18 protein-coding genes are annotated in these 23480 nt (G+C 61.5%); 13 read left to right on the top strand and 5 right to left on the bottom strand.

Annotated elements, in window-relative coordinates; translation table 11 throughout:
• Window positions 1-57 precede the first annotated feature (57 nt).
• The 4 genes from LOY50_RS12490 to LOY50_RS12475 form a co-directional block, all read right to left on the bottom strand.
• Window positions 58-1205, bottom strand: a protein-coding gene (locus LOY50_RS12490) for an IS3 family transposase (RefSeq protein WP_258689295.1) whose coding sequence is annotated in 2 segments (ribosomal slippage) — window positions 58-950 and window positions 950-1205 — 1149 coding nt in all. Because the reading frame shifts where the segments join, the coding sequence is not laid out codon by codon here.
• A 420-nt stretch (window positions 1206-1625) separates the two neighbouring features.
• Window positions 1626-1769, bottom strand: a complete 144-nt coding sequence (locus tag LOY50_RS12485) for a hypothetical protein (RefSeq protein ID WP_258691302.1) — start codon at window positions 1767-1769, stop codon at window positions 1626-1628.
• A gap of 227 nt (window positions 1770-1996) precedes the next feature.
• Entirely contained in the window at window positions 1997-2500 is a 504-nt protein-coding gene (locus LOY50_RS12480) for a hypothetical protein (protein ID WP_077506097.1), read from the bottom strand.
• Window positions 2501-2803: 303 nt separating this feature from the next.
• Complete coding sequence (locus tag LOY50_RS12475) at window positions 2804-3760, bottom strand: threonine dehydratase (RefSeq protein ID WP_258691006.1); 957 nt, start codon at window positions 3758-3760, stop codon at window positions 2804-2806.
• 92 nt (window positions 3761-3852) lie between these two features.
• Here LOY50_RS12475 and LOY50_RS12470 point away from each other — a divergent pair, with 92 nt between their 5' ends.
• The 13 genes from LOY50_RS12470 to LOY50_RS12410 all read left to right on the top strand — a co-directional run bounded on the left by LOY50_RS12470 (window position 3853) and on the right by LOY50_RS12410 (window position 20866).
• Window positions 3853-4668 (top strand): helix-turn-helix transcriptional regulator, encoded by an 816-nt coding sequence (locus LOY50_RS12470; protein ID WP_258691005.1) that lies wholly within the window; start codon window positions 3853-3855, stop codon window positions 4666-4668.
• Window positions 4669-4910: 242 nt separating this feature from the next.
• A complete protein-coding gene (locus LOY50_RS12465; protein WP_258691004.1) occupies window positions 4911-6785 on the top strand; it encodes a 3-dehydroquinate synthase in 1875 nt (624 codons plus the stop codon).
• Window positions 6782-7672, top strand: coding sequence for a UbiA family prenyltransferase (locus LOY50_RS12460; RefSeq protein ID WP_253473997.1), 891 nt, complete (start codon window positions 6782-6784; stop codon window positions 7670-7672). Before LOY50_RS12465 ends, LOY50_RS12460 begins: the two co-directional genes overlap by 4 nt.
• Complete coding sequence (locus LOY50_RS12455) at window positions 7669-8442, top strand: EboA domain-containing protein (protein WP_258691003.1); 774 nt, start codon at window positions 7669-7671, stop codon at window positions 8440-8442. Before LOY50_RS12460 ends, LOY50_RS12455 begins: the two co-directional genes overlap by 4 nt.
• Before the next feature lie 36 nt (window positions 8443-8478).
• Complete coding sequence (locus LOY50_RS12450) at window positions 8479-9363, top strand: TatD family hydrolase (protein ID WP_258691002.1); 885 nt, start codon at window positions 8479-8481, stop codon at window positions 9361-9363.
• Window positions 9360-10589: a metabolite traffic protein EboE gene (gene eboE, locus LOY50_RS12445; protein ID WP_258691001.1), complete on the top strand. Its 1230-nt coding sequence runs from the start codon at window positions 9360-9362 to the stop codon at window positions 10587-10589. Before LOY50_RS12450 ends, eboE begins: the two co-directional genes overlap by 4 nt.
• Window positions 10579-12024: an alkaline phosphatase family protein gene (locus LOY50_RS12440; RefSeq protein WP_258691000.1), complete on the top strand. Its 1446-nt coding sequence runs from the start codon at window positions 10579-10581 to the stop codon at window positions 12022-12024. The genes eboE and LOY50_RS12440 overlap by 11 nt, the downstream gene beginning before the upstream one ends.
• On the top strand, window positions 12003-13145 hold the full coding sequence (locus LOY50_RS12435) for a hypothetical protein (protein ID WP_258690999.1): 1143 nt from the start codon (window positions 12003-12005) through the stop codon (window positions 13143-13145). Before LOY50_RS12440 ends, LOY50_RS12435 begins: the two co-directional genes overlap by 22 nt.
• Before the next feature lie 10 nt (window positions 13146-13155).
• Entirely contained in the window at window positions 13156-15540 is a 2385-nt protein-coding gene (locus LOY50_RS12430; RefSeq protein ID WP_258690998.1) for a hypothetical protein, read from the top strand.
• Window positions 15541-15721: 181 nt separating this feature from the next.
• Window positions 15722-16642: a hypothetical protein gene (locus LOY50_RS12425; RefSeq protein ID WP_258690997.1), complete on the top strand. Its 921-nt coding sequence runs from the start codon at window positions 15722-15724 to the stop codon at window positions 16640-16642.
• Between the two features lie 19 nt (window positions 16643-16661).
• Complete coding sequence (locus LOY50_RS12420; RefSeq protein ID WP_258690996.1) at window positions 16662-17966, top strand: hypothetical protein; 1305 nt, start codon at window positions 16662-16664, stop codon at window positions 17964-17966.
• Between the two features lie 3 nt (window positions 17967-17969).
• Window positions 17970-19778 (top strand): hypothetical protein, encoded by a 1809-nt coding sequence (locus tag LOY50_RS12415; protein ID WP_258690995.1) that lies wholly within the window; start codon window positions 17970-17972, stop codon window positions 19776-19778.
• A gap of 32 nt (window positions 19779-19810) precedes the next feature.
• A complete protein-coding gene (locus LOY50_RS12410) occupies window positions 19811-20866 on the top strand; it encodes a hypothetical protein (protein ID WP_258690994.1) in 1056 nt (351 codons plus the stop codon).
• Window positions 20867-21095: 229 nt separating this feature from the next.
• Here LOY50_RS12410 and LOY50_RS12405 read toward each other — a convergent pair whose 3' ends face one another.
• Window positions 21096-23465 carry a hypothetical protein gene (locus LOY50_RS12405; RefSeq protein WP_258690993.1) on the bottom strand — a complete coding sequence of 790 codons (2370 nt, stop codon included), beginning with the start codon at window positions 23463-23465 and terminating at the stop codon, window positions 21096-21098.
• Window positions 23466-23480 lie beyond the last annotated feature (15 nt).

Here is a 23480-nt window from a genome sequence, read left to right as displayed (position 1 = left end):
GTGTCACAGTCGATGAATGAGGTGGTCAACTTTTTCCGGACACCTCAATCGGTGTTTTCAGGCTGTTTGCCGCTCGTACTGATTGGGCGGCAAATAGTCTAACGATGAATGCATTCGTCGTTCATTGTAGAACCGCACAATGTAATCCGTGACGTCCTTGATTGCTTCATCATGGTTGGCATAGTCTTTCCTCCAAACGCGCTCCATCTTCAGGTTCAAGAAGAAACGCTCCATGACTGCGTTGTCCCAGCAGTTGCCCTTGCGGCTCATGCTGCAGCGCAAGCCATGTCGTGTCAGCAAGGTTTGGTAAGTAACGCCTGCATACTGGCTGCCCCGATCTGAGTGCGCGATCAGACCCGGTTCAGGCTGTCTCTGTGTGATGGCCAGTTGCATAGCGCCGCACACCAACTCTGCGCGCATATGCGGTGCCATGGCCCAGCCCACGATCTTGCGTGAATACAAATCCATGACAGCCGCCAAGTACAGCCAGCCGCTTCGGGTGCGAATATAAGTGATGTCAGCAACCCATGATTGGTTGATCTGCTCGGGGTTGAACTGGCGGTTGAGCAGGTTCTCAGCTACCGGGAAATTATGATTACTGTCGGTGGTATGAACGAACTTGCGCTTCCAGATCGGGCGTAAATCCTGTTGTTTCATCAGCCGACGGACCTTGTGCCGCCCAATGGATACGCCATCGCTACGCAGCGCTTTCATCACCCGACGACTGCCATAACAGTGCTCATTGGTCATGAACGTAGCTTTGACCCGAGCTGCAATCGGACAGACAGCTTTTGGCTTAAAAGACCGCTGACGAGCTTCATAGAACCCCGAACGGCTGATCCGCAAAACCCGGCAGATACGTATTAGCGAGTAGGCCTTGCATTGCATTTGGTGAACCAATTGGTGGATCACTTCAATTCGCGGGCAAAGAAGGCCGTAGCTTTTTTTAATATGTCGTTGTCCGTCTTCAGCTCGCGGATCTGCTGCTCAAGCTGACGAATACGCTGTTGCTCGCTGGTTAACGGTTTGCCAATCCCTGTACCACCTAACTGCTCGGCTTGGTACTGCTGGACCCAGCGGCGCACGGCCGTGTCACTCAAGTCTAAATCGGTACAAACGGAGTTCACGCTCAGGCCCTGGTCAACAATCATCTTGCAGACTCTTAGCTTGAAAGCGGCGTCGAATTTTCTGTACTTCTTGGTCATGGAATACTCCTCAATAGGTGTAGTTTCACCTATTGAGGTGTCCGGGACTATTAGACCAGCTCAGAAGATGTTGGATGGGCCGGCCTCATCGCGAGCAAGCTCGCTCCCACAAAGGGACTTCGGGTGTACACGAATATTGTGTCTGCTGAAGATCCAATGTGGGAGCGAGCTTGCTCGCGATGGCGGTGGTTCAGTCGATGAAGATGTTGGATGTGCCGGCCTCATCGCGAGTAAGCTCGCTCCCACAAAGGGACTTCGGGTGTACACGAATATTGTGTCTGCTGAAGATCCAATGTGGGAGCGAGCTTGCTCGCGATGGCGGTGGTTCAGTCAATGAAGATGTTGAATGTGCTGGCCTCATCGCGAGCAAGCTTTGCTCCCACAGAACTAACGGGTGTATGACCGGGAGAGCCAGGTCGGCTATAAGGCCGCCTCGGGGTGGACGTTGATCTCGGGCGCCCCGTTAACCACGATGGCCGAACGCAGGCGTTGCGCAGTGGGCACCTCGGCATGGATGCCGAGGTAGCCGCGCTGGGCCATGGATGGCCCTTCGCGGCGGCCCACGGAGCAATGCCGGAGTGAGGGCACACCGAGCCTAGGCGAGGTGCCGAGTGGTGGGGCAGAAGCGTTTTGCTTACTTTTGACTGGGCCGGCTCCCGGGCTTCTCAAAAGTGAGCCGCTGTAAGAGCGGAACCATAAGCCGCCGTTACCGCAGCAACGGATATACACACCGCCCCTGACACATACCTCAACACAAAATACCAACTCCGCAAACGGACCGTAGCAACGAATCAGCAGGTGCAGCACATCATCGGCATACCGTTGCAGCTCATCATCATCGGCATGCTGCAGTCGTTCATCATCTTCATCATCAAGGCGCAGCAGCTTTTCATCATGTCCATGTTCATGCCGGCCATCGGCATGACTTTGCACATCATGCAGTCAGCCATCACCGTACATTCCATCACACACTTCATCGACGGCATCGGCATGCCCATCATCGGCATTGGCATCATCATGCTCGCCATCGGCATGGCCATGCTCGCCGGGGACATGCACATCATGCTCATGTTGCCGCAATGCATCATCATCGGCATGCCGCAGTTCATCATCATTTGCATCATGTCGGCGCTGTTCTTGAACATGGCCATGTCCATGCCGGCAGCGGGCATCATTTTGCACAGCATGCCGTCATCCATCATTTCGCAGGTCATGGTCGCCATCATCATCGGCATGCCCATCATTGGCATCATCGGCATGTTGGCGTTCATCGGCATCTGCATGGCATTCATCATGGTGGTGTTCCCTGTAGGTTCGAGAGTCGGAAGAGGCTGATGGGGCGGATTCTAAGGATTGGCCCCGGCCCGACAAGATGACGGTCGAACAGCAGGAATGAACGTTCAAGCAGGCTTACCGGAGTGACGCGCGCAGAGTCGTCTGCTGCTGCATGCCCTGCGCTTTCATTGCAGACGCTTCCCCCACGACAGCTTCGATTCTCCGGTCATGGATATGCCATCCAAACCTATATAAATAACCGTAAGAAATAATCGATCTAAACTTGTCGCATGGAAACGCCTGCCACAACGGCAAGCCTGGATTCAGCCAATCAGATTCGCGTACACCGGCCGGTCGATATTCCCACCGGACAGAATCACCGCCACCCTTTTCCCCCGCATCGCTTCACGCTCCTGCATCAGCGCTGCCAAGGCGGCCGCGCCGGCACCTTCAGCGAGGTTATGGGTGTCGGTGTAATACGCCCGCATGGCCCCGGCAATTTCAGCATCGCTGACCGCTACGATTCGCGCCGCCCCGGCCCCATAGATGGCAAAGGCCTCGGGAACGGGTCTGCGCACCGCCAGGCCGTCGGCAAAGGTATTCGCCGAAGCGGTCTCGCATAGCCTGCCCGCTTCAAACGACAACTTCGCCGCGAGGGCCTCGGTGGACACCACGCCCACCACGTGGGTCTTCAGGCCCAAGGCATCGCGGGCGGCGATGACCGCGCAGATCCCCGAGCCACAGCCTATCGGCACATAGACGGTGTCCAGGTCCGGCACCGCGTTGAACAGCTCAAGGCCATAGGTCGCCACGCCCTTGACCAACTCGGGATGGAACGGCGGCACCAGATAGAGGCCATGCGCTTGGGCCAGGCGTACGGCCTCTTCACGGGCCTCATCGAAATCGCGGCCATACTCGACCACCTCACCGCCAAAACCGCGCATGGCGTTGTTCTTCTCCACCGAGTTACCGTGCGGCACGACGATCAACGCTTTCAAACCCAATGCGCTGGCCGCCAGCGCCAGACTCTGGCCGTGGTTGCCGCGAGTCGCCGTGACGATGCCTTTTGCCTCGGGATGCTCGCGCTTGAGCCAGCGCACGAAGGTCAGGCCGCCGCGTACCTTGAAGGCCCCCGTCGGGGTGTGATTCTCGTGCTTGACCCACACCGTGCAACCCAGCCGTTCAGCCAACAAGGGCCAGGCGTACTGGGCGGTGGCGGGCATGACTTCGTATAAGTGGCGGGCAGCTTGTTCGATATCGTCGCGAGTAAGTGTGTGCATGATGGGCCTCCGGGTTTTGCCCAGTCTAATCAGGGCACCACCGGCGGGCTTTCAGAAAACTGACCTGACTTTCTGGTCCTCTCTTCACTACTATGCTGTTCATGAACCCTCGAAACCGCCAACAGCCGCCCCAGTCCGAACCGGTCCGTCGCATCGAGGCAGGACCGTGGGCGATCGAATTGCTGCCCGGCTGCGCCTACGCCACCCGCTATGTCGCCACCCAGTCGGCGATCGGCTTTGCCTTCGACAGCCAGCGCGGCCTGCACGCCATCGGCAGCGACCGCGTACAGCCCTTCGAAGCGATCCCCAACGGCCTGGCATTCGTCCCCGCCGAATGCGACGTGTTCTCCGAATCCCCCAGGGGCGGTGAATACCTGCGGGTCGTGCGCACCGACGGTATGGCGTTGCCGGGGGAACAGGCGTTCAACAATCGTATGGACCCGCAGGCCATCACCCTCGCCCTGAGAATGCGCAGCGCATTGCTGCATGCCACCGCAGAGGATGACTGGGAGGCCTGGACGCTGGGATTGGCTGAACGGGTGAAGGAGCACAAGACGTTTTCGGCCCCCGTACAAGGGTCCATCACCGGCGGGCGAATGCGCCTGCTCGACGAGTTCATCGACGCCGGTCTCGACGGTCCGCTGGGGGTCAAGGAAATGGCCGGCCTGCTTGGCTTGTCCGAAGGGTATTTCATGCGGGCATTCAAGAATGCCACCGGCAAAAGCCCACACAGCTACCTGATCGACCGGCGCCTGGCCAAGGCACGAGCGCTGATGCGCGATTCAACCGCCCGCCTGACCGATATCGCCCACACTTGCGGCTTCAACTCCCAGGCGCACATGACCACGCTGTTCAAGCAACGCCTTGGCGTCAGCCCGGCGCAGTTGCGCGGGTACTCGAGGCCCTGAACGAGCGGGACAAGCCGCGGGTACGGGTACCTGAAACGCGAAGTGGCACCCCAAATCAAATTGCCATCAGATCGCCTTGCAAAAACACCCGGGCCGTCTAGATTCAAACCTGTCTCCAACCACATCACCCACCACTCATCACAGCCCCTCGGGCGAGAGCGTCTATTGGCCTAAAACACACACTTGGCGTTGCTTTCAATTACTGACACGGAATCTGTCAATAACAACAAGAGGGATGCTTGATGAAGCATGGCCGTGGGTATCGTTTGCTCTCGCAAAAAGGAGCAGCCGGACATTTCTGGCTGTCATTGGTTTGCTTTTCAGCCCTGGTGATCGCCAGCTTCTTGCTGTTCGAACAACAGATCCAGGACTTCCTGACCCATCTCAACCTGTACCAGCCCTCGACGCCCGCGCAGAAACTCTACCTGGCGTTGCTGCTGATCGCCCTGCTCGCGCTGGACGTGGTGCTGCCAGTACCGTCGAGCATGGTCGCGCTGCTGGCCGTGGCCATGCTCGGCAGCGTGGGGGGTTACCTGGCGATTTTCGTGGGGCTGTGCCTGGGCGCCGGGCTGGGCTATGCCCTGGGAGCCGGCTATTTGCGCTTGTTGTCCGGCCGCCTCGGCCTGCATCAGCGCCAGCCAGGGCAACTGGCGTACCGGTTGGGCACGCTGTCGTTGATCTGCCTGCGCGGGGTCCCGGTATTGGCGGAAACGTCGGTCGTCGCCGCCGGTATGCAACGCTACCCGCTGCGCGCGTTCATCCTGGTCACCACCCTGGCCAACGCCGGCCTGGCATTGGCCTACAGCGCCATTGGCACCTTTCTCGTCGAGCAGAACGCGCTGTTGGTGACCCTGCTCGCCAGCATGGTATTGCCCGGGCTGTTCATCGCCGGGTACAGCCTGTTCAAGAGCCTTCGCCGCAGCGACGCGGAGCAACCGTTGCACGGGCGCTTCAAGGTCAGCTACGACTATCCGGTGGTGTTCACCGATCATGTGTTCGATCCGCTCAATCCCTGCCTGCACCGCCAGCTCATGGCCGGCCACAGGGGCCCGGTCACGGTGTTGATATTCGCCGACGAACAACTGCTGCACAGCGCCCCGCACCTGCTGGAACAGATCAACGCCTACTTCGCTAGCCATTTCCCAGACCTGCATCTGCAAGCGCCGCCGATCGCGGTCCCGGCCGGCGAGTCGAGCAAGGATTCACAGGTGTTGCAGCGGCTGTACACCGACATGCTGAAACATGGCCTGGACCGGCATTGCCATGTGCTGGCCCTCGGTGGCGGCGCGGTGCTGGATGCGGTGGGCTACGCCTGCGCCACCTTCCACCGCGGCATTCGCCTGATTCGCATCCCCAGCACCGTGCTCGCCCAAAACGACGCCGGCATCGGTGTGAAAAACGGCATCAACGCCTTCGGCCAGAAGAACCTGCTGGGCGCCTTCTATCCCGCCACCGCAGTCATCAACGACTTTCAATTGCTGACCAGCCTGACCCGACGCGACCAGATCGCCGGGCTGGCCGAGGCGGTCAAGGTGGCGCTGATCAAGGACCAGGCTTTCTTCCAGTGGATGGAGCAACAGGCCGACGCCCTCGCCCACTTCGAACATGGGGCCAGCCGCTATGCGATCCGCCGCTGCGCCGAATTGCACCTGGCGCACATCACCGGTGCCGGCGACCCCTTCGAACGCGGTAACGGGCGGCCCTTGGACTACGGCCACTGGGCCGCTCACAAACTGGAAAATCTCAGTCAGCATCGACTGCGCCATGGTGAAGCCGTCGCGGTGGGCATGGCCCTGGATGGGCTTTATGCCAATGCCCTGGGGTTGTTGAGCGACAGCGACACCGAACGGGTGCTGAACCTGCTGCTCAAGCTCGGCTTCTGCCTGAACCCGCCGGAACTGACCTTGAAAGATGCACTGGGGCGCTCGCAGGTTTTGCTGGGGTTGGAGGAGTTCCGCCAGCATCTGGGCGGGCAACTCTCCATTCCCATGCTCAGCCGGATCGGCGAGTCGGTGGACTTGCATGAAATCGATACCGCGCGAATGGAGCAGGCGCTGCAGCGGCTGTCCACCCAGGTCGAGCTTGCCCTGCCCCTGAACCAGAGCTGTGCGCAATGAACCAGACGGCGCCGAACCTCAAGACCTGGCTGACCCTCGGCCGTGTCTCCAACCTGCCCACGGTATGGACCAACACCTTGGCCGCCGCCCTGCTCGCCAGCAGCGCCGGGGCCCTGGCACCGCCGTCTTCCCTGGTGTGGATCCTGCTGCTAGCGGCACTGTCGCTGCTGTACCTGGCCGGCATGCTGTTGAATGACCTGTTGGACGCCGACTGGGACCAGCAACACCACAACCCCCGCCCCATTACCCTGGGCCTGGTCAGCCGCCAGCAAGTGCGACTGGCCACTGCGTTGTTGCTACTGCTGGCCGCGGCCTCGCTACTGGGCCTGAGCCAGTTGATCGAGCAGCCGCACTGGCTGCTGGGCAGCGCCACCCTGTTGGTGGGCTGCATTCTCGGTTACAACCTGCTGCACAAGAAATACGCCCACAGCGTCTGGCTGATGGGGGCCTGCCGCTCGGCGCTCTACCTCACCGCAGCGGCCAGCCTGGCGCTGCCACCGGGACCGATCTGGCTCTGCGCCATTTTGCTCGGTGTCTACATCAGCGGCCTGACCTACCTGGCTCGCCAGGAACACCGCAACCAACTGATCAGCCGTCTCCCCCTGCTCCTGATGCTGAGCCCACTGGCCTTGGCGATCTACGCAGGCAGCGCCTGGTTCTGGCCGGTGCTGCTGTTATGGCTTGGCTGGTTGGGCTGGCATTACTGGCACAACCTGGCCAACCCTCGGCAACGGCAGGTCCGCGCCTTTATCGGCGCTGGCCTGGCAGCCCTGCCGCTGTTCGATGCCCTGGTGCTGGCCGTGGCTAACCAGCCCTTGGGCAGCCTGTTATGTGTCCTGGTGTTTTTCCTGCTTCCTCATTTCCAGCGCTGGATCAAACCCACATGAACACGGACGTTACTGCAGCGGCATCGGCGGCCCTCGACATGCGCCACGACTGCCTGAACGAACAACGGCAAAATTTCATTCGTCAGCTCGAAGAACCCGAGCGACAATGGTGGCGCCAGGCACAGGAGCAACTTGCCCAGCGCCCGGACGCCAATACCTCGGCGCTCTTGAGCAGCCAGTGCAAGCGCAACCTCAAGGAGCGAGCACTGCCCGATATCGACGGCTGGAGTAACGTCCAAATGGCGCGGGCGTTGCTGCTGGCCCAGGTGCTGGAACAGCAGCCCGCCGCCGGGCAAGTCGCCCTGCTGCACCAGTTGTTCCTGTGGGGCGACGACCAGGAAAAGGTCGCCACCTTGAAAGCCCTTGATTGGCTCGATAGCCGCGGGGCGTGCGTGGAGCTTGCACGCCAGGCCGGGCGCACCAGCAACAGCCAGGTGTTCGCCGCCCTCGCCCTGGACACTGCCTACCCGTCGCATCACTACAACGAACAGGCCTTCAACCAACTGGTGTTGAAAGCGCTGGGCATGGGCCTCGACGTACGACGCCTGATCGGCCTGACGCAACGACACAGCGTCACCCTCAACCAGTTGGCCCTCGACCTGCTGGACGAACAACTCGCCGCCGAACGAACGGTGTCCGCCGGACTGCCCCACGTCATTGCCTTCGCCCTGCTGAGCCCGGCGCAACGTCAGCGCCTGGCCGGCTTGGGCCAGCAACGACGCTTGCCGGCGCAATGGCACGAGCACCTGGGCGGCGTTTCACCGAACTGATTCCCCACCGCCCCCTTTTTTTGACGAGGATTCACCATGCTCAAGTACTTCGACCCGCATATCCACATGGTCAGCCGCACCACCGACGATTACCAGAACATGGCGGCCGCCGGCATCACCGGGGTGATCGAGCCGGCCTTCTGGCAGGGCCAGGCCAGGACCAGCGTCGGCAGTTTCATCGACTACTTCGACACGTTGTTGGGCTGGGAGCGTTTTCGCGCCAGCATGTTTGGCATCCATCATTTCTGCACCGTTGGCCTGAACCCCAAGGAGGCCAATGACCTGTCGGTGGCCAATGAGGTGCTGGAGATTCTGCCGCGCTACCTGGTGAAAGACGGCGTGGTGGCGGTGGGTGAAATCGGCTACGACGACATCACCCCGGAAGAGGATCGCTTTCTCGCCGCGCAACTGGAGCTGGCCAAGCAATTCAATCTGCCGGTGCTGGTGCACACCCCGCATCGTGACAAGATCGGCGGCACCAAACGCACGCTCGCGGTCATTCGCGAGGTCGGCATTGCCGAACACCTGGTGATCATTGACCACCTCAACGAACTGACCCTGCCCCTGGTGCTGGACAGCGACTGCTGGCGCGGCCACTCCATCTACCCCAACACCAAGATGTCGGAACAGCGCATGGTCGCGCTGCTGCAACAGTACGGCACGGAAAAAATGGTGGTCAACAGCGCCGCCGACTGGGGCATCAGCGACCCGCTCAAGGTGCCCAAGACCGGCCAGGCGATGCTGGCTGCCGGCTTCAGTGAAGCCCAGGTCGAACAAGTGCTGTTCCACAACCCGGTGGACTTTTTTGCCCAGAGCGGCCAGTTGGACAAAGCCCTGGTCAGCACGCCCCTGCCCATCGATCAGCGACGGCAGTGGCAGGAAAACTCCGCCCTGCGCGGCCAGGAACCGGTGATCAAATGAGTGCCCGCACGGGTTGGACGGCCACGCAGATCGGCTATTGCAGCAACGTGCACCCGACCCATGACCTGGGTGGGCTGCGCGCTTCCGTCGAACGGCATTTCCACACCGTACGCACACTGCGCGGGCTCGACACGCAGGACAGTGGATTGTGGATCAGCGCCCTCGCCGCCGCCGAACTCCAACAAGCGCCAACCCGTGCGGATTTCCTCGACCTGCTGCAACGCAGCGGGCTACGCCTGACCTCACTCAATGGGTTTCCCTACGGCCAATTTCACCAGGGCGCGGTGAAAGCCGACGTCTACCTGCCCAGTTGGGCCGATCCGCAGCGGCTGGCGTACAGCCTGGACCTGGCTCGATTTCTCGCCCAGGCCCTGCCAGCGGACTGTGCCCAGGGGGTGATCTCCAGCCTGCCGCTGGGCTATGCCGCCCACTGGAGCCCGACGCTACAGCAATGTGCCGAGCAGCAACTGCGCGAGCTCACTGCCGGGCTGGCCCGGCTGCAACGGGAAACGGGCAAGAAGATCGTGGTCTGCCTGGAGATGGAGCCCGATTGCGTGCTGGAAAACACCGACCAGGCCATCGCCTTCTTCCGCCACTGGCAAGCCACGGACCCGCACCATGAACACCTGGCGCTGTGCTTTGACGTTTGCCACCAGGCCGTGATGTTCGAAGACTGCTATCAATCACTGGACCGATTGCGTCGGGCCCGGGTCCCCATCGGCAAGATCCAGTTATCCAATGCGCTGATTTGTCGCCTGCCTGAGGACGAGCATCGGCGCGAACAGGTGCTCAAGACATTGAGCGGTTTTGCCGAGCCCACCTACCTGCATCAAGTGAAGGCCCGCGCTGGGCACGATCAGCTATCGGCCTGGGCCGACCTCCCCGCGGCCCTGGATGATTGTGAGCAGAACCGCGTCTCTCATCCCGAACTGAGGATTCACTTCCACATTCCGCTGTTCAGCGAGCAGTTGCTGCTGCCCGAACTCAGCGGCAGCCAGGTTGCCCTGTCGCAGACGTTCGACTTTTTGGCCGACCACGAGGATTTTCGCCCCGTACTGGAAGTGGAAACCTACAGCTGGGGCGTCCTGCCCAGCCAATTGCGGCCCACGACCGAGCACGCCCAACTCCAGGGCATCGCGGCGGAGTTGCATTGGGTCGAGGATCAATTGCTACAGCGCCGCTTGCTGCAACCTCAAGCGCTGGAGGCCCATGCCCATGCGCTCTGATCCTGCGCGCCAGCCGCTGCTGCTGATCAACGTGGTCGGCCTGACGCCCGCGCTGCTGGGTGCCGCGACGCCCTGCATCAATGCCCTGTTGAAAACGGCCAAGATGGCCACGCTGCAGCCGGTGTTCCCGGCGGTCACCTCGACCGTGCAGGCCTCGATCCTCACCGGACAACCACCATCGGAACACGGCATCGTCGGCAACGGCTGGTATTTTCGCGATCAGGCCGAGGTACGTTTCTGGCTGCAACCCAATGCACTGATCCAGGGGGAAAAGGTCTGGCAGACCCTCAAGCGTCAGTACCCCGGGTTTCGCTGCAGCCAGTTGTTCTGGTGGTACAACATGTATGCCGACGTGGACGCCGCCATTACCCCACGGCCGCATTACCCGGCTGATGGCCGCAAGATGTTCGGCCTGTATTCGGCGCCGGCCTCGTTGCATGAGCGTATCGAACAGCAGATTGGCGAGTTTCCCTTTCCGAGCTTCTGGGGACCGGCGGCCGGCATCGCCTCAAGTCGCTGGATCGTCGATTGTGCCATCGCCGAATTCCAGCTCAACCGTCCCGACCTGCAATTGATCTACCTGCCCCACCTCGACTACAGCCTGCAACGCCTGGGGCCCGATCACCCGGCGATTGCCGACGAGGTACGGGCCATCGACAGCGAAGTCGGGCGTCTGCTGGACTTTGCCCAAGCCCAAGGCGCTGCGGTGATGCTGCTGTCCGAATACGGGATCGAAGCCGTCACCCAATCCGTTTCCATCAACCGGTTGTTACGTGCCGAGGGCTTGTTGCAGGTACGCCAATCGCTGACCTGGGAGTTGCTCGATCCCGGCGCCAGTGCAGCGTTTGCCGTGGCCGATCATCAGGTCGCGCACATCTACGTGAAGCAAGCGCGCGACATCCCCCGCGTCAAGGCGCTGTTGCAACGCCAGGCCGGCATCGAACGGGTACTGGATAGAACCGAACAACAGGCCTGGCAACTGGACCATCCGCGCAGCGGCGAGCTGGTGGCCGTGGCCGCGCCCGGTTACTGGTTCGATTACTACTACTGGTTCGACGAGCGCAAGGCTCCCGACTTTGCCCGCACCGTGGACATTCATCGCAAGCCAGGTTACGACCCGCTCGAGCTGTTCATCGACCCGGCCATTCGCTTCCCGAAATTGAAAGTGGCGCGCCGCCTGCTCCAGAAAAAGCTCGGCTTTCGCTACTACATGGACCTGATTCCGCTGGACACCCGCCTGGTCCGCGGCAGCCATGGCCGGCTGCCCGCGAGCGAGAAGACCGGCCCGCTGCTCATCACCAATTGTGATCTGTCGTTGCCGCCGCACCTTGCGGCCACGGCGGTGAAGCAACTGCTCCTGGAACACTTCCGGGGGCACCCTCATGCCGATACGGCGAATGCCAAGGAGCTTCCATGCGGCGAGCCATTTCCATAACTGTTCTCAGTGCCCTGGCCGGTTTGGCCCAGGCACAGGACACCAACAACTTCGATTGCAGCAACTTCCTGCAGTTTGGAGCAGACATCAACCAGACTCGGACCGCGTTTGCCCAGAGCCCCGAGACCATGGCCTGGAACTGGTTCGTCTGCTTGAACCAACCCAGTACCGCGCAAAGCAGCAATCTCGTGTGGGAGATGATGAAGCCCTCGGACCAGGTCTACCTGCCCAACGGCGCTCCACCGGGCACCTATGACAGCTCCGCGCCGCTCCCGGACGCGGTGGTGACGCAAGCCAAGGCACAAGGCATGGACCTGTCCCGATCCTTCCATAACATCAATGCCACCCAACAGGTCGATGGCCTGATCCTGCAAATGGGGGGTGCCGTGCCCGATCCCCAACAAGGCCACCCGGTACGCTTTCAGTTGCTGATGGGCAAGGACACGTTCGATTACGTCGTGAAGAAGCAGGTCTACAACATGAATGGCCAGGCCGCCCTGGCCAACGACCTGGACTTCCCCCCCACCGCCTGGGAGTTGAAAGCCGCGTGGCTGTGGATCGGCACGGACACGACCTACCGACAAACCCTGGTGAACGACGGCTACTACATTGCCCAGGCCTACTACCGGCAGGACGACGGTACTTACCAGGTCGGCTATGTGGCATTGAGCGGCCTGCATGTCGTCAACAAACTGAATGCCGACTGGGTCTGGACCACCTTCGAAAACATCAACAACAGTAAATACACCGTCACCAATGCCGCCCCGCCTGCGCCGATGACCAACACCACGGGGCCGACACCGGCCGCCAAGCCGGTGAACGCCAGCTTCCAGGCCAATAACCGGAACCTGTCGAAGTACGAGTTGATCGGGGTCGAGTTCCAACCCATCACCCAGGTACTGGCCAACTCACAACTGGAATCGGCGTTCCAGAACACCTCGTCCTGCCTGGCCTGCCACGGCACCGCCGCTTACTCGAACGACAAAGGCTACTTCAATTTCGCTCTGAACCAGGGGGGCGGCATCGTCTATCCCACCACCCCGCTGCCGCCCTCGGCATTCGATGGCTACAAAAAACTGGACTTTGTCTGGTCGCTGAAACGCGCCCAGTGGCAACGCTAAGGAGCATGACATGAGCGTATTGAATTTCCCCCGTATCTACCTCAACGGCCATATGTTCTGGAACCCGCCAACGGCCAATAACAATGACGTGTATCCGCTGTATGACGCGGTCAACGCGGACATCAACTGGCCGTTCATGAGCCACTTCGACATCAACGCCGCGAACGCCCCCACCCTACTGATGCCCTGGGCCATCAAGCCCCTGACAATGGCAGAGCTACCGGCCTATATGCTGCAGGTACCGACCAATGCCAACCCGAAAACCTACCCGTACATGCCCGCCGAATGGGATCTGTTTGGCGACAACGCCTGCGGCACGGTGAGCTACAAAGGTACTCGCTCAACGATCATTGGCGGCGAGCTGCAGGCCAACACCTACATCACCGAGGATGCATTGGTTGGCAGGGACTACCAGCTGCTCGGCAATCCCTTTGGCAGCAACGCTCCGACTGCCGCGCGCTTCGTGGACGTCAGCCCGTGGCAGAACACCTTCACCGCGTTGTACTTCGACAAGCTGATGCTGGGGGATACCACCTGTGGCCTGACCCTCAATCGCCAGTATCGGATGATGGACCGGTTCCTGAATTTCAATTGGGGCGCCTTCGGTGGCCTGGTGTATGTCACCACCACCTGGCAGTCCTGCTTTCCCCAGGAGAACCTGGAATGGGTCATCGGCGATTCGGCGCTGCTGAGTAACCTCCAGCAGCAGATGAAGCTGCAAGGGGCGAAGGGCCTGATGTTCAGGTTCTCCACCTACCTGACCTGCTACGACAGGAACGGTGTTTTCAACGACTTCCCGTACGTCAACACCCGTTCCAATGCCCCCTCGGATACGGCTCGTCTGCAAGCGATGTATCAGAAAGGCCTGGACAACGTTTCCGGTATTTTCTTCAACCCCGCCTACAGCCGCACCGCCGCGACCCTGGGCCTCTGGTTCGCCGACGAATACCCGACCGCCCCCGCCGGCCTGCGCCTGGTGCCCGCGAAGGCCGTATCTGTCGTTCAACCAGGTGGGACTCCCCAAAACGCCACACTGGGCGTGACTTCGGTGCAGATTACCGGCAACACCCTGTCGCTGGATCTGGCCAACACGTTCCCGTTCTATCCGGTAGAGCCCGATGCCCCCATCCTGACCGCCGAAAAATTCCAGGCCGGCGACTATCAACTGGGTGTACGCGAAGGTGATCAATTCACGCCGGTCGTGGACTTCGGTTTCGACCGATATAACCAGGCAGCCTTCGACAAACGCTCCGGCCTGCAGGACTTCCCCCTCAGCGACGCGGACCTGACGAAACTACAACCAGGTCATCCATTGGAGCTGCGACTGAAGCCCACAGCCGCCCCGACACCGGTGATCGCCGCCACCCAACAGACCTGGACCGCCGAAGTGGTGGAGAGCGGCAGCTTCATCGACGTGGGCGACCACAAGACACTGACCATCATGGTGCAGAAAAATGGTCAGCCGGCGGCCAATACCACGCTGTGGGTGGCGGAATATGGCAACCCCTACATGGTGACCACCAGTGACTACTACCTGGCCTCCAGCAACGCGGCCAATTTCACGCTGTTCTTCGACCACCCAGGCAACCCCAACCTGAACAAGGCCAATCTGCCGAATTTCAATAACGCGCCACCCGTACAAAACTATCTGACCGAAGGCAGCGGCCGCCGGCTGACCGCGCTGCAGAATACGGATCAGTCCAGTGGAAACCCGATCGGTTATCAGCAATTCCTGCAGGGCGACGGCAAACCGGTCACGATCGACTTGCACCCTTGCCTGGCATTCGATGCCGGCGTCTACGCCACCGGAACCCTGAGCGACGACGTCCACGCCACTCCGGTGGATTACTCTTATGTCACCACCACTACCGACGCCAACGGCATCGCCCAAGTGAGCTTCAGAGCTGTGGCCCCGGGGTTCCCGACCTTGCGTTTTTTCGTCAAGGACGGCACCAGCGATCCGGTCATCCCCTTCAGCTTCCCGCTGCCCCAAGCCTACATCGACTTCCTCGCCCCGCTCCGCGTCCTGCCCTTGGACCTGCAGCTGCAACAGGACTTCATCAACTACTGGAACACTGTCTACAAGGATCAGAACGCCGCCACGCAGCTGTGGGAGGGCTTCCTCTACCCACGCATCCTGCAGACCTTCTATTACCTGTACCCCATCATGAACAAGTACATGCCGCTCAACTCCCAGGCGCGCGTCGAGGGCGCCATCGACCAGTTGATTGTGCTGATCAGCAAGCCCTACCAGGAGGAAAGCACGCTCTCGATGCCCATCACCCGTGACATGTCCCAGAGCCGCCGCGCGGTATTGGAGCTGTGGGCCCAGAAGCTGGTGAAGCGCAACTATCCGCCACAACAACTCAAGATGAGCGATTACGACAACCTCTGACCGTAACGCTGTTCACCCAAGGAGGATAAAGCACTGTGGGAGCGAGCTTGTGTGGGAGCTGAGCTTGTTCGCGATGAAGGCACCTCGGTCTTTCGAATGACCGCGTTATCGTTCATCGCGAGCAAGCTCAGCTCCCACAGGCTCCCACAGTGTCACCCGGTACTTTTCAAAGGAATGACCTATGAAAACCAGTCTCTTGAACCGGTTGTTGCTGTTGATCCTGCTGTTCAGCCCGCCTCTGTTCGCCCAGGACAGCGGTGCCGTGTACTTCACCATGGGCGTGCACAACACCGAGGGCTGCGACGAACAGAACGGCAACTGCATCGCCAAACGCCTCCCAGGCGAGCCTTCCGATCCGTTTTTCCCGGCGTTCTGGATCAGCGATTGGACCATGTACCGGGTGATGCACAATTATGAAAAAAACCCGCCGCCCTACAGCAATCCGCCCTCCACCCTGACCCCGGCGGACTACACCGTCTCTCGAGGAACCAGCTACTACGACACGGCCTATATCCCGGCCGATGGCGACGGTTTCGGTGCGATGATGGAGCACTATGAGAAGTACTGCCTGCCGATCTTCCCGATCAAGAACAACAACTACACCTGCTCCTTCGTGTCCCTGGGCAACAAGGCCTACTTCCTGACCTACCCGCAGGATCGCCCCAAGGACATGCCGGCCTGCTGCATGTTTTCGCCGATGAATCATCCGCCGCGGCAAGACTTCATCCAGCACCTGCCCTACAGCGCCGAGCGCAGCAAAAACCTCGACGGTAGCGTGCAGGCCTACGCGCTGGACCTTCAATCGCCGCAGGGTCCGATCCTGTTCGGCTATGCCTTCTACAAAAAGATGTCGGGGCAACCGCCCTACCGGCAGCCCCAATCGTTCTTTTTTTCCGGTGACACCAGCGTCGCCAATGCCCCCATCGTCAGCCAGAACTACACCAACTTCCGCATCGCCAAACCGGACCCTGCCCAGACCTGGGCGCAAGTGGCCGCGATGTGCCCGGCGAACCCACCGCCCTGCCAATTGTTCGAGCCACCGGCTTCACAGAGTAACGGGCAAAAAGCGCAGTGGAACAAGCTCATGCAGCGCAAACCCTGACCAATGACGAAGGATCGCCATGAACATTTCAATCCGCCTCACCGTGGTACTACTGGGCTTGGCGAACCTTCCAGCCCAGGCCTTGGAGCAATCCCAGGAGCAAGCCTTGCAACAGGCGCAGGCCACCAGCCTGAATTGCCAGCCCCCCAGCACCGCGCCAGCGGCCAACGCCAGCCAGGACCTGTTCGATCAATACAGCTGGCAGCTGTTCATCGCCGTGAACTGGCCCGCCCAGGCGGGGCAGCGCGGTGATCCCGATTGCAGCAAACAACCGGGAGACCCTGGCTACACCGTCTGGCAGACCTACAAGACCGTGGAAGAAACCTTCCTGCCACGGGGGGCCGATCCAGGTCCCTGGAACACCCCGCAGCTTGCCAAGAGCCTGGGCATCATCAACATCGCCGCGCTGAAGAACAGCTCCCAGGTGAATGCCGTCGACCAGGCCGTCGGCGGTTGGCTGATCGACCAGGCCGGCAACCCGACCTACTACGATATCTCGGCCAACGAGACCTCCTACAACTACATCGTCGCCAACCAGTTCTATAACGCCGATGTGGTTTCCAAAGCCAACAACATCAACTTTCCCTATGGGGTCATCGAGGTCAAATCGAGCTGGCGCATCCTCACCCCCAATGACAATGCCAGCCGCTACCTGACCATGCTTGCGCGCGTGGCCACGTTCGACGACCAAGGCCAGCGCACCGGCGTCACCGAGGCCTACCTGGGCCTGGTGGGGCTGCACGTCATCACCAAGGTGAACGGCTATGCGCAGTGGATCTGGTCGACCTTCGAGCAGATCGACAACGTTCCGCCCAAAACACGGGTGAACGGTGTATGGGTCGACCAGCCGACCTCCGGCACGGCCTATTCCTACTTCAACGCCAGCGCCCCGGCAGCCACGCTCAACCAGTCGCCCTGCGACTGGCAGACCCAGGGCGCGCACCTGGTCTGCGTGCCCAAGCCTGGCACCACCTTCCAGACCCCGAACCCGTTGAACCGCTTCACGCCGATCGCCGAGATCACCAACGAGGTCAACGCCCGTTACCGCAGCGACCCGGACCTGCAACGCAGCGTATTGAAGTACTACCAACTCATCACCACCCAGCGCCCGCTGATGCCGGACAACCCCAGCAACCCGCTGGGCCAGCCGACCCCCGCCCTTTCGGCCAACGTAACCATGGAAAGCTACATCCAGCCCAACAGCAGTTGCATGAATTGCCACTCCATGGCGACACCGGTCAAGAGTCCCTACAAATCCGACTACTCCTACCTGTTCAAATTCGCCAATTCGCCTGTCGGCAAAACCATCAAGGACGAGGAATAACTCATGAGTATCCTGAACGGACCACGGCTGAACTTCTGGGGCGGTATCCGCACAGACGTCAGCCTGCCGAACAACTCCCCGACCATTCCTTACGATGGCAACGATGACTGGCCGCTCTTCGACCTGACCACCTCGACCCTGGCACCGAGCGCCGAGTCCTACTCCGACGACCAGTTGAACAACATGATCAATGCCCCCACCGGCGACTACTACACCGCCGGTGGCTGGAATCACTACGGGCAGCATGTCGTCGACATGCAGAACGCCCTGATCAGCTCCCAGGGCATCCCCGGCAGCATCAACACCACCGGCGACCTGGTGGGCCAGGCCGTCTATTTGCTCGGTTCGGTGGACCCGGTGACCGGCCAGGGACCCGTTTCCGGCCCGATGATGGTGGACCTGGACCCCACCGCCTCGACGACCACCCAAATCTTCGTCGGCGGCCTGCAAATCGGTGGCAACGACAACATCCAATTGCTGATCCGCAGCAACACCGTGTGCAGCAGTTTCGACGTGGCGGGACGTGTGCTGCTGCCGAAAAAAATGGACGCGCCGGGTTCTTTCCACGCCAGCGGCACGTTTCAACTGACCTTCCCCTTGAGCAGCGTTGTCAGTTGGAACCAGAACAGCAGCGGCCTGCGCTCGATCATCCAGGCACCGGGCGCGACAGGCATCGTCCTGCGTTTCGTCATGTTCGAAATGTGCCCGACGATGACCACCGAACAACTGGACGCCGACTACGCCGCCGGCAAGTACACGCCCAACCCGAGCATCGGCCGGGTCATCGGCACACTGGCCCCGGCCTTCGCCGACGAGCCGCTGAACTGCCAGCCGGGCCGGCAACTGGTCAACCAGAGTACCGGCAATGCCGGCTATGCCGACCTGGACAACACCGGTTACCTGAGCATCGACATGGTGAACGTCATTCCGAAGGAAACCTTCCGCGCCGTCAGGGACGACATCACCAGCCCGATCGGCCCCAACGCCGATTACGGCACCGTGACCATCAGCGCCGGCGCCACCACCCTGACGACCCTGGAGCCGACCAGCCGCTTTTTATTCGACTACTACGTGTATGGCGGCATCGTCGACCTGCCCCTGACCGCCGACCAGCTACAGGCAGTACGCACCTCTGCCTTGGCGATCAACGCACCGGGCAAGGTCGCCGGCACCACGTTGCAAGCCACCGAGTCGACCTATCGGATCTATGCCGACCGGCGCAACGTGTACCTGGAGGACTACCCCAACGGCCTGTCGATCACCCTGCAGGTCAGGTACCTGGGCGGGGCGGTCCCCAGTACGACCGAAATCGGCCTGCAAGCGGCGGCTCCCGCTGTCTACGATCAACCACAATATTGGGACTTCCTCGACTTCCCTGATTCGTTGACCGTCGGCAGTGGCGAGCTGTCTGTCAGCTTTCCCGTCACCGTCAAGCCGGGCAGCGCCGCCCAGGCCGGTTTCGTCGCCCTGACCTGCACGGCCAATGGCCTCGACAGCAGCGCTTACTTCACCAACTTTCGCAAGTACGCCCAGACCGACTTCGGTATTCCCCAGGGCACCACCATCACCTGGCCGCTGATGTACCCCAACGTGCTGCGCTTTCACTACCTCGCGTTCCCCGCCATGTCGCGCTATATCCCGCTGAATCAGCCCGACGCCGTCATGGGCGCCAAGAACCCCATCCTCGCCCGCACCTCGGACGTCTACAAAGGCACCACGCTGTTCATGCCCGTGGTGCGCTCGATGTCGCCCTGCCAACGGGCGTTGCTGCGGGCCTATCTCACCGGTGAACCGTGGCAGCCGCCGCAATGACCGTATCCCCTTCTCATTCACGGAGAGAGCCTATGCCCGTTCCCCTTCAGATCCCCGCACACCCTGGGGAAAGCCTGCGCCCCAGCACCCTGGTCGCCGAGGACTTGCTGAACCCTCGCGGCCTTTGCCTGCAAGCCGATGGCAGCCTGCTGCTGACCGAAGCAGGCTCGGGGTTGCCCGACCAACCCTTCAGCGGTCGTATCAGTCGACTGCGACCGGATCCGCAGCGGCCCGGCACCTACCTGCCCCGCGAAACCCTGGCGCAAGGGTTTCGCGCCATGAACATGCAGGCGCGCATGCTGCGCGATGAAATCATGGGGGTGTCGGACATCGCCTGCGGTGATGGACGCTGTCTGGTCAGCCAGACCGATTACGTCGCCGGTTCCAAACTGCTGGACCTGCAATTCACACCGCCCGAACCGGTCTTTCATAGCCGTGGCAACCTGAATGCGCTGTGCTACCACCCGACCCGTGGCAGTTGGCTGGCCGTCAAGCCCGATACCAATCAGTTGGTGGAGTTCGTCACAGGCCAGGAAGAGCACGTGCTGGCGCAACTGCCCGAACTGGATCAAGGCCAGGAAGCCGTTCCCGTGACCCTGGTGTACGAACCGGCGACAGACGCCGTGCTGATCAGCCTGTTCTCGGGCGAACTGCACGGCGACCCGAGCCGCAAGGGCATCGACTTTGCCGAGAAGGCCGGCCAGGTGATCCGGGTCTGGCCTGCCAGCGCCAGGATCGACATCCTGATTCGCGGCCTGCAACTGCCCACCGGGCTGGCGCTGCGCCCCAACGGCCAGCTGCTGGTGCTGGAACTCTGCGAGCGCCTGCAACAACCGCTGCTCCCCGACTGGCACGGCGAACCCCTGCATGGCGGCTTTACCCGGTTCAGTGGGCGGCTGCTGAGCTGCGACTTGCAAACCGCCCAGGTCACGGTACTCGCCCGCGACCTGGATACCCCTTCCAACCTGTGCCTGGTACCCGACGCGGTACTGGTCAGCGAAGGCATGGGGCTGGTCGGGCGGCCACTGCCTACGCCAGATGGAAGCGCGGTGCCGTTACGCGGCAGACTTCGTCGAGTGCAGCTCTGACAAAAACACCGGCCGGGGGCAGCAACGGCGATTGCCGGGCTTCCTCAGGCTTGCTGGGACTGTCGGGGTTTTGCGCGAAACGTGGCCAGGGGTCGCCCCCGCTGGGCCCTGTAGGAGCTGGCGAAGCCTGCGATCTTTTGATCTTGATCTTTCGCTTGAGATTCAAGTGGCTGGGGAAAGATCGCAGCCTCGTTGCACTCGACAGCTCCTACACAGCTCAACACAGCTCCTACAGAGTCAGGAACAGTGCCGAGGTCCAGACCCGTGATTGATCCCGCTGGCGGGCGCAGATGAACAACGGGTGTTCACGACCTGGCTCAAGACCCAACCGGGCCAGTTCGATTGTCCCCTGCAACTCACGGGGCAGCGCTGCGGCGGTCACCCGTTCCAGGGACACCTTCAACTCCGCGCCCGGCAACTCTTCGACCACTTGCGATTGCGCCAGCAACTGTTCGCCGGACAGCGTCATCAACACCGTCGGCGCGTGTACGTAAGGTTGCGGCTCGGACGGGTCGCCGACCTTGACGTAGTTGTCGATACGGCTGTGGACCTGCAGCGTCGCGCCGGCCAGTTGCGACAGGTCGATTTCGATGCTGTCGGTATCGCCGTTGGTGTCGGTGCGAAATGCCAGGACCGTCGCATCCTTGCGCCATACGGTCTGCTCGGGATGGTCGAGGCCCAAGGCGCGAAAGCCATTGATGACCGCGCCCGTGATGCGGATCTCACCGGTCCAGTAGGCGCCGCGATAACGGTCCTTGATCCGTGCGCCCCCCAGGCGCAGGCGAATGCGTTGCGTGCTAAAACCCAGTTCCTGATGCAGGTTGCGCGACCAGATCAGCTTGTCGCCATCGAACAGATCGACCTGCTCCCAGCCCGCCTCGCCCAACAGTCGATAGTCCAAGGTGGCATTCGAATCAGCAGTGAAGACTTCACCCATGAAGTGCCTGCCCTGACGCAAGCTGGCGAACGAACGTTCGCCTGTCGTGGCAAACGTGCGGCGGGCGCGCAAGGCCTTGCCAACACTGGCGCGGTCGAAAGCCTCGGCGACAACGCCGGTCAGCCCGCCACGGGAACCGAACACCGCCGTGGCCGGCACGCCGCCACCGCAGCGGCCCTGGTGTTCATCGCTGTTCGCCGCGGCGCCCACCCGATAACCACGCTGCAGCGCTTCGGCGTAGACCCAATGGAACTGGCCCCAGGCCGAACCGACCTCGATCAGCCGCTCGAGCTCCGGGTGATGCCAGTCGAGGTTGCAACGGCGTCCGCCGACGTGGGGCATCATCAGATGCCCTTCGGGGTCCTTGGCATAGGCGGCGTACAACTCGTCCACCGGCCAGGCGCCCGGCTTGATGGTGCCGGCGGTGAACTCGTTCCATTCGAAGGAACGCACCAGCCGCCCCTGGTTGTCGAAGGGGAACTCGGGCTTGCGGTCATGCAGGAACACCACGTTGCGGTCGCCGCCGGCGCAAGAATTGCCGCACCATTCGGTGCCGGGATAACAAACAAATCGACCCGGCTCGTTGAGCTCGTGGATCAACTTGACCGCCTGGTCCCAGCGTTGCTCGGTGATATTGAAGTCGTTGGCGGTGTAGCCGAGTACATCGAGCCCGGCGACATCGCGACCGTAGCTGAGGTTGTACAGAGTGTCGTTGGTACCCACCGTGTCATCGGAGTGCACATGCAGGTCGGCGTAGAGCGGGCGCAACGCAGTACCGGCCGGGTCGACGGTAACAAAGGCCTGGGCGCCGTCGACAAAAGGCTCTGCCACCTTGGCGGACAAACGCCACTCGCCCACGGCGCCGAGATCAAGCCCCTCGAGCCGGACCGTGGCCCAACCTTCGGCGGCCAGCGTGAACGGCTGTTGGCGCTCGCCACCTTCCGGGTCAACGAGGGTCAAGACACCGTTGAGCGGCAAGTTTCGGCAGGTGTTGCCCCAGGCATCGTCCACCCGCAACAGGACATCGAACGCCTCACCGGCACTGACCAATCGAGGCATGATCAACTGCACGCTCCGCGCCGGTCCCGGCACGATGTCCAGCAAGGGATCACCCGGCACCTCGGCAAATTTCGAGCTGCCCAACGGGTCGATGAACAGACGGAAACGGAAGTCCTTCTCGACGAAACTCTGCACCCGCGTCCCCGCCCCGCCCTGGCGTCGGTCGCCCAGACGAATGATGACTTTGTCGCCGGGGTTCAGGTAACCGTCGATGATGTCGATGATGATCGCTTTCTGGAACGGCCGTTCATGGCCCTTCTGGTCGAAGCGCACTTTCAAGTGCTGCACCGTGGCCTGGCTCTGGCCGGGCACCCGTTCACCGGCCTGGTATTCGGCGCTGACGTAGTTGGGGCCAGCCGGGTTCGAGGTCTGGAACAAGGCCCAGTCGGAGTAGAACTTGAAGGCCAGCTTGAGCCAGGCACCGTCGGCCAGGCCGCTGCCACCGACCTCGTAGACCAGGGTGATCTCATCCCACTGCCCGGCGACCAGCGTGTCACGGTCACAGTGGACGCTGCCCAGGAACGGACGTTTCTTGTTGCGCTCGTACAGGCCTTGCGGGGCGATGTAATGCCCGGCTTCGCGGGGATCGAAAACGTTACTCACATGACACCTCGTGCA

The organism is Pseudomonas sp. B21-010 (genome assembly GCF_024749325.1).
GTDB lineage: Bacteria > Pseudomonadota > Gammaproteobacteria > Pseudomonadales > Pseudomonadaceae > Aquipseudomonas > Aquipseudomonas kilonensis.
This window is presented reverse-complemented; position numbering and strand designations above follow the sequence as displayed.

Excerpts from the sequence above, each read along its gene's own strand:
- LOY50_RS12450 (WP_258691002.1), top strand. The coding sequence starts at position 8,479 with ATGCTCAAGTACTTCGACCCGCATATCCACATGGTCAGCCGCACCACC.
- LOY50_RS12440 (WP_258691000.1), top strand. The coding sequence starts at position 10,579 with ATGCGCTCTGATCCTGCGCGCCAGCCGCTGCTGCTGATCAACGTGGTC.
- LOY50_RS12465 (WP_258691004.1), top strand. The coding sequence starts at position 4,911 with ATGAAGCATGGCCGTGGGTATCGTTTGCTCTCGCAAAAAGGAGCAGCC.
- eboE (WP_258691001.1), top strand. The coding sequence starts at position 9,360 with ATGAGTGCCCGCACGGGTTGGACGGCCACGCAGATCGGCTATTGCAGC.
- LOY50_RS12410 (WP_258690994.1), top strand. The coding sequence starts at position 19,811 with ATGCCCGTTCCCCTTCAGATCCCCGCACACCCTGGGGAAAGCCTGCGC.
- LOY50_RS12435 (WP_258690999.1), top strand. The coding sequence starts at position 12,003 with ATGCGGCGAGCCATTTCCATAACTGTTCTCAGTGCCCTGGCCGGTTTG.
- LOY50_RS12460 (WP_253473997.1), top strand. The coding sequence starts at position 6,782 with ATGAACCAGACGGCGCCGAACCTCAAGACCTGGCTGACCCTCGGCCGT.
- LOY50_RS12425 (WP_258690997.1), top strand. The coding sequence starts at position 15,722 with ATGAAAACCAGTCTCTTGAACCGGTTGTTGCTGTTGATCCTGCTGTTC.
- LOY50_RS12420 (WP_258690996.1), top strand. The coding sequence starts at position 16,662 with ATGAACATTTCAATCCGCCTCACCGTGGTACTACTGGGCTTGGCGAAC.
- LOY50_RS12480 (WP_077506097.1), bottom strand. The coding sequence starts at position 2,500 with ATGATGAATGCCATGCAGATGCCGATGAACGCCAACATGCCGATGATG.
- LOY50_RS12455 (WP_258691003.1), top strand. The coding sequence starts at position 7,669 with ATGAACACGGACGTTACTGCAGCGGCATCGGCGGCCCTCGACATGCGC.
- LOY50_RS12470 (WP_258691005.1), top strand. The coding sequence starts at position 3,853 with ATGCTGTTCATGAACCCTCGAAACCGCCAACAGCCGCCCCAGTCCGAA.
- LOY50_RS12475 (WP_258691006.1), bottom strand. The coding sequence starts at position 3,760 with ATGCACACACTTACTCGCGACGATATCGAACAAGCTGCCCGCCACTTA.
- LOY50_RS12415 (WP_258690995.1), top strand. The coding sequence starts at position 17,970 with ATGAGTATCCTGAACGGACCACGGCTGAACTTCTGGGGCGGTATCCGC.
- LOY50_RS12430 (WP_258690998.1), top strand. The coding sequence starts at position 13,156 with ATGAGCGTATTGAATTTCCCCCGTATCTACCTCAACGGCCATATGTTC.